Here is a 15184-nt window from a genome sequence, read left to right as displayed (position 1 = left end):
TCAGAGATGCCCCAGGTTCAGCGGGTACTCGATGACCACATACACCCTGTCGATATCATCGCCCGCCTGGGCCGCGTTGGCCCGATGCGACACATGGGACAGTTGCAGGGACAACCCCTTGGCCGCACCGGATTGCACGATGTAGTGCAGGTCGATGTCGCGTTCCCAATGACGTCCGCCGTCGCCTTGTTGCGGCACGTATTCACCGGTCGACGCATCAAACGGGTTGTAGGCGCCGCCCTGTGGGGCGTGGGTGCCGTCAATCTGGCTGCCCGTGACATACCGCGTCATGAACTTCAGGCCCGGAATCCCGAAGGTGCTGAAATCGAAGTCGTAGCGTGCTTGCCACGATTGCTCGTGGGCACCGTTGAAGTCGGCGTACTTGATCGAGTTGGCCAGGTAGATCGAATCGCCGCCAACGAAATCGAAGGGGGTGTCGCCGTTGATTTTCTGATAGGCGAGGGTAAAGGCGTGCGCATCGACCGTGTATTTGCCCGACAGGCTGAACGCGGTGTTGTCGATTGCGCCGGCCAGCGCTTCGCCGGTGTCCCGCGTGTGGTAGAGATTGGCGTCGAGGAACACCCCAGGCTGCTTCAGGTGCAGGTTGGCGTAGTACTGATGCCAGGTGTCGGTGAGTTCGGACGCATAGAGCGCGCCGCCGACAGGACTCTGAGTGAACAGGTCAGTGCCGACAAAGGTAATACCGCCGGCCTCGGTGTTGGCGCCGTAACCAAAGAAGTTGCCCTTGCTGGAAGAGCTGTCCTGGTTCTTGAACGCCGTGAAATGACCGGCGACCAGATTGACGCCATCGATTTCGTGGCTATTGAGCAGAAAACCGGTGGCGTATTCCGGTTGCAGGCGTTTGTCCGCCGTGTCGAACACCGGGGTTTCGACCATCATTTCACCGAACGCCAGGGTGGTGCGCGAAGCCTTGATTTTGAGCGCGCCACCGCCACTGGAATAGTTGTCTTCGCTGCGACCTTCAGCGTCCACGGGCAGCAACCCCGTCCCGGAATGCCCTTTGCCGCTATCCAGTTTAAAGCCCGCAAAGGCATGGGCGTCGAGCCCAAACCCGATTATCCCCGGTGTGAAACCGGATTCAAAAGAGCCGATAAAGCCCTGAGCCCACTCCTGTTTGTAGCTTTTACCGGTAGAAGAGGGAGATCGGTAATCACTGTTCAAATAGAAATTTCGACTGAGCACATCAAGCGTTGCACCGTCGAGAAAGCCTTGTGCGGGTTCGTCAGCCAGCGCTGCGCCGGCGAACAGCGCCGGGATCCAGAAGGATAATCCGGCGCGAAAGTCTTGCTTGCCAAATTTCATCGATCAATCACCACGGTGCAGCGGCTGCGCAACATCCGCAGCCGCTGGCTTTGTATGTAACCGATTAATGGCCTTCGGAGGCGCCGAACATGGTTTTGGCGTAGATCAGGCCCAGACCGTACGAGCCACCGTTGGCAATCGAGGTTTTCACGGTTTCATCGTAGGTTTCGGTACGTGCCCAGTCGCGCTGCAGTTCGAGCAGGTATTGCAGCGAGGTCATCGGACGAGCGCCGATCTGGATCATCCGCTGCATGGCCATTTCATGGGCTTCGGTGCTGACGTCGCCGCAAGCATCGGCAATCACGTACACCTCAAACCCTTGGTCGATGGCCGACAGCGCCGGGCCGACGATGCACACGGACGTCCAGAGACCGGCCAGGACGATCTTCTGTTTGCCGATCTTGTTGACTTCAACGGCGATGCGTTCGTCTTCCCAAGTGTTCATGCTGGTACGGTCGATGACGTTGTGTTCCGGGAAGACCGACTTGATTTCATCGAAAATCGGGCCGGAAAAGCTCTTTTCCGCAACGGTGGTGAGGATGGTAGAGACCTTGAAACCACGGGCAGCCTTGGCCACGAGCGCGGCGTTGTTGCGCAGGGTAACGGCGTCGATCGACTTGGTCGCAAACGACATCTGCGACTGGTGATCGATCATGATCAGGGTGTGGTCGGTCGGGGTCAGCAGGGTTTTGCCAGGAACAGCTTTTGCGATAGCCATGACGATGTCCTTACGGGTGAATGAGGAGGCCATGTTTACGCAAATCCAGGCGGCGGGATTGAATCGGTGTGCTGTGTTTTTGCCAAATCCGGGCTGGCACACGCGCTCAATAGCGCAGGCTCTCTTCTCGCATCCGTGCAAAGCGCGCCATTGCCGCGTCATCGAAGGCTTGTGCGGCCTGCGGCGCGGCGCCGTCGCGGATGGCTTGCCACACCGATGTCGAGCCGATCGAACCGCGGGTTGCCACGAGATTGAATTGAGTGGGATACAGCGCATGCAAGGTGACGAGTAGCGACAGTCCCAGGCTGGCGACGGGGCGTCGATCAGCGGTCTGGTCGCGAACGATGCTGACGCCATGACACACTTGCCCGTGCCAGGTCGATTCGGTGGGGACGAAATCGATCGGCGCGAAATGCGCGCCAGCCTGTAGCGCATTCAGCGCGCTCGCCAACCGCGTCGCATCGATCCACGGCGCTCCGAACCACTCGAACGGGTGCGGCGTTCCGCGCCCCACGCTCACATTCGCACCTTCCAGCAAGCCGACATCCGGGTACAGGTCGAGTTGGGCCAGCGTGCGCAGGTTCGGCGATAGCGGCACCCAACCGAGGCCAGTGTCGGTAAAGGTCATGTCGCGCCGGTAACCTTGCATCGGCACCACGCGCAGATCCGCCCCGAGGTGCTTGTGACGATTGAACAGGTTTGCCAGCTCACCGACGGTCATGCCCGGTTGCAGTGGCGCGGGGAAATAGCCGGTGAACGATTCGCGCTGACTGTCCAGCAGGGGGCCGCCAAAGCGCTGCGCACCGAGCGGATCTGGCCGGTCCAGGACAAACAACGGAATGTGATGCGCCGCAGCCGCCTCAAGGGCGTAGCCAAGTGTTGTCTCATAGGTAAAGAAGCGGACGCCGGCATCCTGGATGTCGAAGATCAGCGCATCGAGTCCTTGCAGTGAGCCGGCCGGAAATCGCTGCTTTTCGCCGTAGAGACTGTGCACGACCAGTCCCGTTGCGGCGTCGCGTGTGTCGCCGACCCGTTCGTCCACATCGCTGTCGAGCCCGTGTTCAGGCGAGAACAATGTGACCAGCCTGACGCCTGGCGCGTGGGCAAGCACGTCGATGGTGCGCCGGCCCGCAGCATCGAAGCCGCTGCGGTTGGTGATCAGCCCGATGCGCTTTCCGGCGAGCGGGGCGAACTGTTGCGCCTCGAGCACGTCGATGCCGGTTTGAACCGGTCCCGTGGAGATCGGCAGACGTTTGGCGGCCAGGAGCGCGGGCATCGCCGACGGCAGCGCCTGGCCGATCTGCATGGCGCTCGCCGGCGCCCCGTGACTGGCCAGCAACGCGAGCAACTGAGCGCGAAGCGGGCGGGCGTCGCCACGATCGTCCGGGTACACACGGTTGGTCAGTATGACGATGAATTGGCGTGTCACCAGGTCGATCCACAGGCCCGTGCCGGTGTAACCCGTATGGCCGATGCCGCCAATGGGCGGGAGGCGGTCATGGTTGGGCACCAGCGGTGCACTCAGCTCCCAGCCAAGTCCGCGCCAGGGTTCGCTTGTGAACGGCGAGGACGCAGCCGCCAGCGCGGCGATACTGGCGGGCCTGAGTATCTGCGCGGGGCCGGCGCGGCCATCATTGAGGAGCATTTGCGCGAAGCGTGACAGGTCATCCGCCGTTGAAAACAGCCCTGCATTCCCGGAGACGCCCTGCATCCACCGAGCCAATGGGTCGTGCACTCGCCCGCGCAGCAGGCCGGCCTTATTGGCGAGGGTCGGCGCACTGCGCGCGACTCGCCCTGCGTCCGGCACGAAGAGTGTGTCACGCATGCCGAGCGGTGCAAAAATGTGCGTCCGGCAATAGGCGTCAAGCGAAAGGTGGGTGATGCGTTCGACCAATTCGCCGAGGACCACGAAATTCAGGTCACTGTAGATGACCCGTGCGCCGGGTTCGTCAAGCAGGGGCTGCGCTGCGATGGCGCTCAATACGCCTTGGCGTGCGCCCGACGGAGGCCGCACGGGCAAGCCCGGACGCAGTCCCGAGGTGTGCGCCAGCAGTTGGCGCAAGGTCACCGCCTCTTTGCCATCCGAAGCAAAGGCTGGCCAGTAGCGGGCAACCGGTGAATCCAGGTCGATACGGCCGGCTTCGGCCAGTTGCATGATCGCCGTGGTGGTGGCGATGACCTTGGTGAGTGATGCGAGATCAAACTCGGTGTCCAGCGTCATCGGTTCGGGGGAGGGCGTCGTCATGCGTTGGCCAAAGGCTTGGCGATAGAACACGTGCGTGGCATCGCCGATCAGGACAACGGCCCCCGGCAGGCGCCCGGCAGTGATCTGCGCTGCAACAATCTGCGCGGCTTGCAGGCGCGTCGGCGCATCCAGATCGATAGCGACGGCAAACTGGGCGGACATTGCCAAACAGAGCCACAGTGCCCAGCGTTCAAACGCTGCGATCAATGATGCGGCAGATCGGCGGCTTCGTAGTGATTGCGCGGGTTCCATAACATCCATCCATCAGTACCGGCCGCGTCGGCGGCATCAACCTGAGCCTTGATCGCCGCCTGGTCAAACAGCCGATGATCGAACGCATAGTCGCGAAAAGCCTGTAACCAGGGACGAAAGCGTAGGCCGGGCAGTTTTGTGCGGTGCTTCGCCTCCGCCAGGGAGCGCCTGACGATCTGGCCGGGATCCTCCGTCGGGTTGGTCAGGCCCGGCAGCCCCCAAGTGAAGCTGGAGGGGTACAACATCGGAGAAATGTAGTCGAGCGCCGCGCCGAGCAATTCGATTTGCTGGCCGATGGCAGTGTCGTCGAGATTCCAGCAGACGTAGCCGAAGATATCCGCCGAGATGAAGACGTTGTAGGGCGCGAGCCGTTGACGCGCCTCCTTCAGGAACCCGACGATTGCCGCCGTCCGGTTGGCCCGGGTGTTGGCGAGCGCAAAACGTAACCCGCTCTTGTCGGGAAAGCGCACATAGTCGAACTGGATTTCATCGAAGCCCATGCGCGCCGCTTCCTCGGCGAGATCAAGATTGTGTTGCCAGACCTCGTGGGAAAACGGATCCATCCATTGCAGGTTTTCAAGATCCCGCCACGGCGTGCCGTCCGCGGCATGCACGCTCCACTGTGGGTGCGCGTCGGCGAGGGGATCGTCCTTGAACACCACGATGCGGGCGATCAGGTAGAAGTGCCGCGCACGCAGTTTTGCCAGCAGCCCGGGAAAGTCTCGTGATTGAGGTGCGGGGCGACTCGCGTGGGCCGCTGCGCCAATCGCCTCGCGGGCCGCGCTGCGATAAGGCGTCAAGCCGCGATCACCCTTGACGTCGATGACCAATGCATTGACGTCGGTGCTGTCGGCCAGGCTGACGACTTTGTCGCGTAACAGCGAACTGGTGACGCCGAACACCGACAGATAGACCGCTTTGGGGCGAAACGGGGTCAATGTGAGCACGCTGGGCGCTTCGTCGGGCACAAGCGTCACCTCGGTGCGCAGGTAGCCCGGGGCTCTGGCCGCGATGGTTGTGTCCGCGGAGTCGGTTTCGAAGTGCCCCAGTTCGTCGGTTTGCATCACGGCGCCCGAGGTCGTGACCGTTGCGCCGGCAATCGGCCTTTGGGTGTCGGCGTCCAATACGACACCGCTGACGGCAAAGGCCTGATCAGACAGCAAGGCGGCGATGAGCAGCAACGTTGGAGTCGCCTGGCGCCTCAAGGCGCGGATGAAGGTCATCGCGTGCTCCCTGCCGTGGGCTGAGGCCGGGTATCCGGTTCGCCAAGCAGACGGGCGAAGGTCTTGGCTGCGTAGGCGTCGATCATCAGATAGCGCGGCAGGGCGAGCAGGCGCGCGTGCCGGTCAGCCTTTTTTTCCTCAAGTGTAAAAGCCGCGATGTAGCCTTCGTCGGCGGCTTGTGCGATCAACTCGTCGTCATAGAGGCCGAACGGCCAGGCGAGCATGTCGACCGTGCCACCGGTTTGCGATTCGATCCGTCGCCGCGATTTGTCCAGTTGCTGGTGAACGAACTGGCGGAAATCAGCTGGGGAAAGACGCCGACGCTCGATGTTGAAATTGGGATGCCAATAAGTGTGCGACTGGATCTCGACGAGGCCAGTTTGCTTCAAGGTTCGCAGCTGCTCCCAGGTCAACGCATAGGCGGCATTGGAAATCGCCGACGGGTAGACAAACAGCGTCACTGGAAAATGCTCGCGCAGCATCACCGGCAGCAGCTTGTCGAATACCGAACGATGCCCGTCATCGACAGTGATTGCGACCGGTTTGTCCGGTAACGTCGCATCGGGATTTCGCAGCCAGTCGACTACCGCACGCAGCGTGACGAAGTGGTAGCCATGCGAACGCAAGACCCCCAGTTGACTGTCGAATGTGCTCATGCGCACCGTCATCGAGTCGTCCGCAGTGTCCGAGAAGCGGTGGTACACGAGGATCGTGACAAGTGGTTCGGTGGGGTGCGCCGCCCCCCAGGACAATCCGCAGGCGCACAGTAAAACGGCGAACAGCAGAGCCCGTGACACGAGGCGGTCTTTGATCCACGGCAGGATGTTCCCGTACATGTCAGCTCCCGCGATCGAATGCACCATTTTCCCGCAGGAAGGCGGCAGTCAGGGCAGTACTGTCGAGTATCTGCAGATGACGCGTCACACAATCAGCGGGCAGACGAAACGGCGGCACGGTGTCTGTGATCGCGATGTGTTCAAAGATCGCTGAGTCGACCAGTTGACTGCCTGCGGTAAACAAACCATGAGTGGCGGCCGCGAACAAGCGTGTGGCACCGGCCTTCTGGCAGGCAAGACCAGCGTGTTTCAGCGTTTCCCCCGTGCTGATCAGGTCGTCGTAAATAATCGCAGTCTTGCCGCGCACATCGCCGATCAAGAGGGTGCCCGTCAGCGTGGTATGGGCACGGTGTTTTTCCATCACCGCGCTGCCGACCGAACGTCCCAGCTGTCGCTCCAGCGCCTGACGAAATTGTTCGGCTCGCTTGGTGCCACCTGAATCCGGGGATACGGCAACCACTTCAGTGTCGCCGACGTGCGGGGCGAAATGCTCGGCAAACAGTTCCGCGCACTGCAGACTCCACGCCGGCCTGCGAAACGCGTTATCGAACGCGGCCGTATTGTGCACTTCCAGGGTGATCAGGCGATCCACGCCACAGGCTTCAAAAAATGCCGCCACGTAGCGCGTGATGGTCGGGTCCTGAGGCTGGCTGCGGCGGTCCTTGCGCCCGTAACAGAGGTAGGGTGTCATCACCTGCACCTGACGAGCGCCAGCATCCTTGAGGGCACCGCAGAAAAACAGCAGACGACACAGCTTATCGTTAGCGCTCTGCCGCTCATCCCCATACAAGGCATGGAACACCACGACCTCGCGCCCGTTTACCGGATCCAGCGGACGGCATTTGTGCTCGCCGTCTTCATAATCACGCTCCTCATGGCGCGCCAACGAGCAGCCAAGCCGCTGCGCGACGCGGGCGGCATAGAACTCGCTGCCTTGCAGGGCAAAAAGAAGCGGGGGCAGGGTGAGCATGCAGGACTCCTTTGAAGCCGTTGCCAAGTGCGCATCATCTACCGTCAGCGGGCGGCGCCATGCCGCACAACTTCAATGCAAAACTCCCGGCATCAGCCCAGAGGAGGGCGATGACAGCCTGCGCTCAACTGCTTGAGCCGTTCCAGGTCGAGGATTTTCACGTCACGGCCCGATATTTCCACCAACCGCTGGTCCCGTAGGTGCGCGATACCCCGGCAGATGGTTTCCAGGCGCAGGCCCAGGTAGGAGCCGATCTCCTCGCGGCGCATTTTCAGGACAAAGTTGCGGGATGAATACCCGCGCAGGTTCAGCCGTTGTGACAGGTTCAGCAGAAATGCGGCCAGTCGCTCATCGGAGCTCATGCTGCCCAGCATCATCAGCACGTCGTGATCGCGAACGATTTCGCGGCTCAATATCTTGTTCAGATTGTGCTGCAGTGAGGGCAGCTCGCGGGCCAGTTTTTCCAGGTTGGCGAAATGGACGGGGCACACTTCGCTGTCTTCCAGCGCGTAGGCATCGCAGATGTGCCGTTCAGTGCTGATGGCGTCAAGGCCGAGCATTTCGCCGGGCATCTTGAACCCGGTGACGTGCTCTCGACCCTCTTGCGAGAGCACGCAGGTCTTGAACGAACCGATACGCACGGCGTACAGCGAGCGAAACGGATCGCCTGCGCGATAGAGGGCGGCGCCTTTTTTGACCTTGACGCGTTGCACGATCAGCGTATCCAGCTGCTCGATTTCCGGGCCGGAGAGGCCTGGCGGCAAGCACAGATTCAACACGCTGCAGTTGGAACAGGCGGCCTTGGGATGATGCACTGGATAGGGTTGAGCGACAGGCATGTCGAAGGCTCCTTGATATCGACTGTTTAAGCATAGTTTTCTGAGCGCTGCGGGGGGGCATCGACCATCAATTCGAGGCGGTTTTAGACGAGTGGATCCATGTCCGATGGCGTTACTGCAATGTGCCTGAGCGGCTTACACCCATTGAGCCCATCAAAAAGGGGTCAGTATTTCACTCCGCTATTGGCCATGTGGTTTGTTGATAAATATCAGAGGACACCGCCGATGACACTTGGATACTTGGCTTGACTGACCTATCAGGTCGGTAGCCACCAAGGAGTCGATCATGAAAAAGTGTTTGCCTGTTGCCTGGCTCGGCATTCTCCTGGCAACCACTGCCGGGTGCAGCGATAAGTACGCCCAGGAAATGAGTGCACGCCTGGAGTTAGCTGAAAACAAAGCAGCGATGGCACGGCTACGGGCCGATCAGGCGTACACCAGGGCGTTACTGGCTGTGGAAGTAGCCCGAAAGGCACAACAGACTGCCGATGAGGCCAACAGCCGCACGGCCGGTAAAGCGCCACGCAAATGAAGAAACGAGCATCGAGCCCTGACAGGAACACAGGGCTGTAACAGCGCAGGTAAGCAGTGGCGGCGAGGTACGAGATATTGAAACTCAAACGGATTTTGTTGATCGCACCCTCGGACATGACCCGAACTCCGGCATTTGATCGCGCTGAGGCGCTCGCCTGCGCCATGGGGGCGTTATTGCACATCGTTGCATTCGACTATGTCCAGGCGCTGGCACTGGCCGGGTTGGTGGATCACGATGCGATGGCCCAGGCGCGGGAGGGCTATTTGCAAGTGCATCGTCACTGGCTGGAACAACAGGCCCGGTTTCAACGGTGTATCGGCTTGCCGGTGACCACTGAAGTGGTCTGGGCGAAACCGACCCTGGCCCACACGCTGGAGTACGTGAATGATTTCCACGCGGACCTGGTGATCAAGGACACTCAGTGTGTCCATGCGCTGGGTCATGCGTTCCACCGTCCCCTTGACTGGTGGTTGCTGCGCAACTGCCCGGCCCACTTGCACCTGGTGACCGACGCCAGAAATCCCAAGCCATTGAAGATCCTCGCCGCCGTCGATCTGTCTCACCTGGAGGACCTGACCCAGGGGCTGAACGATCGGGTACTCGATCTGGCGTCGACGCTGGCGGCTTCCTGCGGCGCCGCCTTGCACCTGCTCAATGTCAGCAGTTGGTCGGTGATGGATGACTCGGTCACGAGCGTGCCGACGGCCAGCCTGCAGGACAGTTTGCGAGACGCGGTCACTGATACGCAGGAAGAAGCCTTCGAGGTGCTTGCCGATCGTTTTGGCGTCGAGAAACAACACCGGCATCTGTTGGCTGGCATCCCCTATAAGGTCATCGAGCAGTTCGCCCGGCACAATGCTTTCGACATGGTGGTGCTGGGCACGCTGTATCACCGTGGCCTCGACCGGTTCATCGGCAGTACCGCTGAAAGTGTGTTGAACCGCGCGCCCTGCAGCCTGGTAATCGTCAAGCCGTTGCCGTGGCTTGACTGAAACGGCGCTCCGTCGTGGCCGCGCTTGATAAATATCAACGACCGCCGGCCTGTAACGAGCGATCTATGACGTTTACACGAGCGATCCAGGAGACGGGCATGCGAATGACATTTCTCGGCGCCGCAGGCACCGTCACAGGTAGCAAATACTTGCTTGAGCACCGTGGTCGGCATGTGCTGATCGATTGCGGTTTGTTTCAGGGTTATAAGCAATTGCGACTGCACAACTGGGACCCGTTTCAGCTTCCGGTTTCCGACCTCGACGCCATCGTGCTGACCCATGCCCATCTGGATCACAGCGGCTATCTGCCGGTGTTGGTGCGCAATGGCTATCGCGGACCGGTGTATGCCACGCCCGCCACCTGTGAACTGGTGGCAATCCTGCTATTGGACAGTGGACGTCTGCAGGAAGAAGAAGCCGAATTTGCCAATCGGCACGGCTTTTCCAAACATACGCCGGCATTGCCGCTTTACACCGAGAAAGATGCCGAGCGAGCACTGAAACTGTTGCGGCCGGTGGAATTGCATCATCGAGTCAACATTCTTCCTGACGTTGCCATCCTGCTACGCGGTGCCGGGCATATCCTCGGCGCCGCCACGGTGGAGGTCACCGCCGATGGCATCACACTGCTGTGTTCCGGGGATTTGGGGCGTCCGGAAGATCCGCTGATGTTCGCCCCGGAATCCGTCGAACAGGCGGATTATCTGCTGGTGGAATCGACCTACGGCGACCGTAAACATCCGCAGGAATCGCCGCAAGCGCAGTTGGCCGACGTCATCACCCGCACCACGCTGCGCCACGGCATTACCCTGGTGCCATCGTTCGCGGTAGGCCGTGCCCAGTTGCTGATGTACCACCTGTATCGACTCAAGCAACAACACGCGATTCCCGACGTGCCGATCTACCTCAACAGCCCCATGGCCACCGACGTCACGCATTTGTACCAGCGCTTCGGCAGCGAGCACCGATTGTCAGCACAGGATTGCGAAGGCATGTGCAGTGTCGCGCATTTCGTGCGAACCACCCGTGAGTCCATCGAGCTGGACCAGCAGCGCACCCCGGCGGTGATTATCGCCGCGAGCGGCATGGCCACCGGTGGACGGGTGATCCACCACCTCAAGACGTTGGCCCCCAACCCGATCAACACCTTGCTGATTCCCGGGTTTCAGGCTGGCGGTACCCGTGGCGCGCACATTATCGCGGGCGCGCCTTCGGTGCGTATTCATGGCAAGGACGTGCCGATTCGCGCCGAGGTGGTGCCGATGGAAACCCTGTCTGCCCATGCGGATGCCGACGAAATCATGCAGTGGTTGCGCGGTTTCAAACGACCGCCCAAACACACCTTCGTCGTGCATGGGGAGCCTAATGCCTCGGATGTGCTGCGCCGACGTATCAGCGTGGAATTGGGATGGTCGGTGTCGGTGCCGGAGTATCGCGAAAACGTCGAACTCACCCGCAACGATTCATCGCCGTAACGCACGTTTGCACTCGCCTGTACGGCAGGAGAGAGAATGAGCACCGCCGTGGTCGCGACCCCGGATCATCCAGCAATCGTTTCGCGCGGGCTGAACAACCCGGTTGCTACGTCTTGATCAACATGTAAGACGTTCAAGTCCTAAGCTCTACCTCGAAAGCGGCAGATGATTTATCGCGAGGGACGGCCGTGTTTTCGAGGTGCCCACTTCAATGCTCAGTAAATGGCGGGACCCCATCCTGTTGCTGCTCACGACCCTGACATTGCTGGCCGGTGGCGCTGCGCAGGTTGCGCAAAAATCCGACTGGGCCTCGATGAGCTGGGCCGCGGGCAGTCTGGTGATGGCGTTGGTACTGCTCGTCGAGATCGTCGGGCGTCTGGCTCGGCGCGAGGCGGGTGTAGACCTGATCGCGCTGCTGTCGATCGCCGCCGCCCTGGTGTTTAAGCAGACGCTGGTCGCAGCGGTGATTGCCTTGATGCTGGCGACCGGACGGACCCTGGAGTTTTTCACCCGGCAACGCGCCGAGCGCGAGCTCCGTGCGCTGATCGACAGGGCACCGCGTTTTGCCTGGCTGCAGGAGGAGGGCGGTTTGCGGCAGATCCCCGTTGAACAGATCCAGCCACATCAAACACTGTTGGTACGCCTGGGGGAGGTGGTGCCGGTGGATGGTCGCCTGCTGAGTCCTTCGGCCATTCTGGACGAATCGGCGCTCAGCGGTGAATCGTTGCCAGTGACCCGTCGAGAGGGAGAGCCACTGCCCAGCGGCGTCTCCAATGTTGGCGCTCCCATCCTGCTGATCGCTACGCGAACGGCCGAGCAAAGCACCTACGCCGCAATCGTGCGACTGGCCGAGGCCGCACGCCGTTCGCGGGCGCCTTTCGTGCGTCTGGCCGACCGCTATGCGCTGGTCTTCATCCCTCTGACGCTGCTGATCGCCGCATTGGCCTGGCAACTCAGTGGCGATCCCTTGCGAGCGCTGGCGGTGTTGGTGGTGGCGACACCTTGCCCATTGATCCTGGCGGTGCCCATTTCGATCCTGTCTGGGATTTCCAGGGCGGCGCGGCGCGGGATCCTGATCAAGGACGGAGCGACCCTGGAAGCGCTGGCCGGGATCAAGCAAATGTTTTTCGACAAGACCGGCACGCTGACCAGCGGGCATGCCCGTTTGCAGTCGATCGAAGTCAACGGGGTGGCCGATCCGCAGCAATTGCTTGGCCTGGCGGCGTCGCTGGCACAGGCCTCGACGCACCCGATTTCCCAGGCGATTGTCGAGGCGGCGCAACAGCGCCAGGTGCCACTCAGCGTCCCGCAGGAGGTGGAAGAAAGTCCCGGTTCGGGTCTTTGTGGGCTCATCGATGGCAGGCGGGTGCGATTCGGCACATTGTCTTTTGCTCACCGGGACGCCCCCGTGTCAGATTGGGCCACCGCCATGCTGCGCCACATGGACTATCTGGCGTGCGCTGGAAGCTTCATCGAGGTGGATGGACAGCTTGCCGGCCTGCTGGTGTTCTCGGACAACGTTCGGCGCGAAACCCCGCAAACGCTGCGTCGACTGCGCAACCGAGGCATCGAGAGGATCGTCATGCTCACCGGGGATCGTCTGGAACCCGCCGAGATGATCGCCCTGTCTGCTGGAATTGACGAACTGCGGGCCGGGTTGACCCCAGAGGAAAAAGTGCGTGCCGTTCAGGAGGGTTGCCTGCGCACCAGCACGCTGATGGTCGGCGATGGCATCAACGATGCCCCCGCATTGGCGGCGGCGAACGTCGGCGTCGCGATGGGGGCCAGCGGTGCGACGGCTTCTGCGCAAGCCGCCGGTGTCGTGCTGCTGGTGGATCGTCTGGATCGGCTCGTCGAGGCGCTGGACATCGCCCGACGCACCCGCCACATTGCCCGTCTTGGCGTGCTGGCCGGCATGGGCATGTCGCTGCTGGCCATGGTGGTGGCGGCCCTCGGTTATCTGCCGCCACTGATCGGCGCCGTGGTGCAGGAGGGCATCGATGTGCTGATTATCATGAACGCGTTGCGCGCATTGGGGCCCTTGTGGGGGCGGCGGCAGCAAAAGCTGACGGCGGAGCATATCGATCGCCTGCAAGATGAACACCAGCAACTGTCCAATGTGCTGAGCGAGCTGCACCAGATGGCCAGTGACTTTGCCTGGCGCCCGGTTGAGCAAGCGCAGGCCGACTTGCTGGAACTGGTCGACAAGCTGCAAACCTCATTGGCGGACCATGAACGCGATGATGAAAAAACACTGTATCCGCTGCTGACGCAAAGCATGCCCGGCGAAGACCCGATGTCAGCGATGAGTCATGCTCACCGCGAGATTTTTCGTCTTATCCATCTTTTGGCGCGCATGAGCCGTGATTTTTGTGCTGATCCGGCAGCGACGTCCGCCGACGAGATTCAGCATCAGTTGATTCGTCTGGATACCCTGGTGCGACTGCACTTTGATCAGGAGGAGGAGTTGTTCCGCTTTCTTGATGGGCGTTAGAAGCCTTGTTCCAGCACACAGCGCCTTTGCGCAGTCTTTCCTCGGTGCCCATATGTTAAGGAAGAAAATATGAGTCATGAAAGTCCAGCCACCAAAGCCGAGCGTCTTCGCATTCCGCGCACGATCTGGGCGTTGGGCTTTGTCAGCCTGTTCATGGATCTGTCTTCCGAGCTGGTACACAGCTTGTTGCCTGTATTTTTGGTCACGACATTGGGTGCGAGTGCATTGACCGTCGGCGTGATCGAGGGTGTTGCCGAGTCGACCGCCATGCTCGTCAAGATATTCTCTGGCGCTATCAGCGACTTTATTGGTCGGCGCAAAGGATTGCTGTTGCTGGGATATGGTTTGGCCGCGCTGAGCAAACCCCTGTTTCCTCTGGCGCACTCGGTTGAAGTGGTCTTTACCGCACGTTTTCTGGACCGTATCGGCAAAGGCATTCGTGGTGCGCCTCGCGATGCTTTGGTCGCCGATGTTTCGCCGCCTGAAATCCGTGGGGCCTGTTTTGGTTTGCGCCAATCAATGGACACCGTAGGGGCTGTTCTTGGCCCGGCGCTGGCCATCTTGCTGATGCTCTGGTTTGCCGATCTCCAGCTTGTCCTGTGGTTTGCGGTGATCCCCGCAACAATCGCGGTGGCTCTGATTGTCGCCGGCGTAAAAGAACCCACACAGGTCTCCAGCGAACACACCTTCCGATCGCCTATCCATTGGCGAGTCCTTCACGAGTTCTCTACTGGATACTGGTGGGTCGTGATTGTGGGAGGGGTGTTTACGCTGGCCCGTTTCAGCGAGGCGTTTTTGGTATTGCGTGCGCAGGAGACTGGTCTGTCGGTCACCTGGATTCCGCTGGTGATGGTGGTCATGTCGATTTTCTACACGTTTTCCGCTTATCCCGCCGGCTGGCTGTCTGATCGTATGAGCCGTACGAAGCTGCTCTGCGTGGGGATGGGGTTACTTGTTTTGGCGGATCTGGTGCTGGCTCAGTCCAGTTCTGTCATCGCGATGATGCTGGGCGTCGCATTGTGGGGACTTCATATGGGATTCAGCCAAGGCATTCTTGCCTCGCTGGTAGCCGATACAGCGCCTGGAAAACTCAAGGGCACCGCCTTCGGCATTTTCAATCTGGTCAGCGGCGTGTGCATGCTGATCGCCAGTGTCCTGGCGGGCGGGTTATGGCAAAGCTTCGGATCAGGCAGCACGTTCTTCGTGGGGGCAGTGTTTGCCGCGACAGCTTTACTCTTGCTCTTACTGAAGAGAAAGTGATTCTTCAGTAAGAGCAAGCCAG

The 15184-nt window shown here is 60.7% G+C and carries 12 protein-coding genes; 5 read left to right on the top strand and 7 right to left on the bottom strand.

Going from position 1 to position 15184, the window contains the following annotated elements; translation table 11 throughout:
• From ACM6I0_RS10980 to ACM6I0_RS10950, 7 genes are all read right to left on the bottom strand, one after another.
• A complete protein-coding gene (locus ACM6I0_RS10980) occupies positions 1 to 1323 on the bottom strand; it encodes an OprD family porin (protein WP_285435036.1) in 1323 nt (440 codons plus the stop codon).
• 64 nt (positions 1324 to 1387) lie between these two features.
• Positions 1388 to 2041, bottom strand: a complete 654-nt coding sequence (locus ACM6I0_RS10975; protein ID WP_017338794.1) for a hydrolase — start codon at positions 2039 to 2041, stop codon at positions 1388 to 1390.
• A gap of 106 nt (positions 2042 to 2147) precedes the next feature.
• Positions 2148 to 4448: a serine hydrolase gene (locus ACM6I0_RS10970; RefSeq protein WP_414922543.1), complete on the bottom strand. Its 2301-nt coding sequence runs from the start codon at positions 4446 to 4448 to the stop codon at positions 2148 to 2150.
• 41 nt (positions 4449 to 4489) lie between these two features.
• Entirely contained in the window at positions 4490 to 5761 is a 1272-nt protein-coding gene (locus ACM6I0_RS10965) for a putative glycoside hydrolase (protein ID WP_414922238.1), read from the bottom strand.
• A complete protein-coding gene (locus ACM6I0_RS10960; RefSeq protein WP_414922237.1) occupies positions 5758 to 6624 on the bottom strand; it encodes a polysaccharide deacetylase family protein in 867 nt (288 codons plus the stop codon). The genes ACM6I0_RS10965 and ACM6I0_RS10960 overlap by 4 nt, the downstream gene beginning before the upstream one ends.
• On the bottom strand, positions 6599 to 7567 hold the full coding sequence (locus ACM6I0_RS10955; protein WP_414922236.1) for a ribose-phosphate diphosphokinase: 969 nt from the start codon (positions 7565 to 7567) through the stop codon (positions 6599 to 6601). Before ACM6I0_RS10955 ends, ACM6I0_RS10960 begins: the two co-directional genes overlap by 26 nt.
• Positions 7568 to 7659: 92 nt before the next feature.
• Entirely contained in the window at positions 7660 to 8406 is a 747-nt protein-coding gene (locus ACM6I0_RS10950) for a helix-turn-helix domain-containing protein (protein ID WP_414922235.1), read from the bottom strand.
• Positions 8407 to 8692: 286 nt separating this feature from the next.
• Between ACM6I0_RS10950 and ACM6I0_RS10945 the strand changes: the two genes are divergently transcribed.
• The 5 genes from ACM6I0_RS10945 (at position 8693) to ACM6I0_RS10925 (ending at position 15162) form a co-directional block, all read left to right on the top strand.
• On the top strand, positions 8693 to 8938 hold the full coding sequence (locus ACM6I0_RS10945; RefSeq protein ID WP_414922234.1) for an Lpp/OprI family alanine-zipper lipoprotein: 246 nt from the start codon (positions 8693 to 8695) through the stop codon (positions 8936 to 8938).
• A gap of 74 nt (positions 8939 to 9012) precedes the next feature.
• Positions 9013 to 9933, top strand: a complete 921-nt coding sequence (locus tag ACM6I0_RS10940; protein ID WP_285435054.1) for a universal stress protein — start codon at positions 9013 to 9015, stop codon at positions 9931 to 9933.
• Positions 9934 to 10031: 98 nt separating this feature from the next.
• Complete coding sequence (locus ACM6I0_RS10935; protein ID WP_414922233.1) at positions 10032 to 11408, top strand: MBL fold metallo-hydrolase RNA specificity domain-containing protein; 1377 nt, start codon at positions 10032 to 10034, stop codon at positions 11406 to 11408.
• 211 nt (positions 11409 to 11619) lie between these two features.
• Positions 11620 to 13902: a heavy metal translocating P-type ATPase gene (locus tag ACM6I0_RS10930; RefSeq protein WP_285435028.1), complete on the top strand. Its 2283-nt coding sequence runs from the start codon at positions 11620 to 11622 to the stop codon at positions 13900 to 13902.
• A 69-nt stretch (positions 13903 to 13971) separates the two neighbouring features.
• Positions 13972 to 15162 (top strand): MFS transporter, encoded by a 1191-nt coding sequence (locus tag ACM6I0_RS10925; RefSeq protein WP_285435027.1) that lies wholly within the window; start codon positions 13972 to 13974, stop codon positions 15160 to 15162.
• The last annotated feature ends 22 nt before the right edge of the window (positions 15163 to 15184 follow it).

The organism is Pseudomonas sp. IT-P294, assembly GCF_949767865.1.
In the GTDB taxonomy this organism is placed as follows: domain Bacteria; phylum Pseudomonadota; class Gammaproteobacteria; order Pseudomonadales; family Pseudomonadaceae; genus Aquipseudomonas.
Note: the sequence above shows the minus strand (reverse complement) of the source record. Positions and strands in the feature narration are given on the sequence as shown.

Excerpts from the sequence above, each read along its gene's own strand:
- ACM6I0_RS10980 (WP_285435036.1), bottom strand. The coding sequence starts at position 1,323 with ATGAAATTTGGCAAGCAAGACTTTCGCGCCGGATTATCCTTCTGGATC.
- ACM6I0_RS10975 (WP_017338794.1), bottom strand. The coding sequence starts at position 2,041 with ATGGCTATCGCAAAAGCTGTTCCTGGCAAAACCCTGCTGACCCCGACC.
- ACM6I0_RS10970 (WP_414922543.1), bottom strand. The coding sequence starts at position 4,448 with ATGTCCGCCCAGTTTGCCGTCGCTATCGATCTGGATGCGCCGACGCGC.
- ACM6I0_RS10965 (WP_414922238.1), bottom strand. The coding sequence starts at position 5,761 with ATGACCTTCATCCGCGCCTTGAGGCGCCAGGCGACTCCAACGTTGCTG.
- ACM6I0_RS10960 (WP_414922237.1), bottom strand. The coding sequence starts at position 6,624 with ATGGTGCATTCGATCGCGGGAGCTGACATGTACGGGAACATCCTGCCG.
- ACM6I0_RS10955 (WP_414922236.1), bottom strand. The coding sequence starts at position 7,567 with ATGCTCACCCTGCCCCCGCTTCTTTTTGCCCTGCAAGGCAGCGAGTTC.
- ACM6I0_RS10950 (WP_414922235.1), bottom strand. The coding sequence starts at position 8,406 with ATGCCTGTCGCTCAACCCTATCCAGTGCATCATCCCAAGGCCGCCTGT.
- ACM6I0_RS10945 (WP_414922234.1), top strand. The coding sequence starts at position 8,693 with ATGAAAAAGTGTTTGCCTGTTGCCTGGCTCGGCATTCTCCTGGCAACC.
- ACM6I0_RS10935 (WP_414922233.1), top strand. The coding sequence starts at position 10,032 with ATGCGAATGACATTTCTCGGCGCCGCAGGCACCGTCACAGGTAGCAAA.
- ACM6I0_RS10930 (WP_285435028.1), top strand. The coding sequence starts at position 11,620 with ATGCTCAGTAAATGGCGGGACCCCATCCTGTTGCTGCTCACGACCCTG.
- ACM6I0_RS10925 (WP_285435027.1), top strand. The coding sequence starts at position 13,972 with ATGAGTCATGAAAGTCCAGCCACCAAAGCCGAGCGTCTTCGCATTCCG.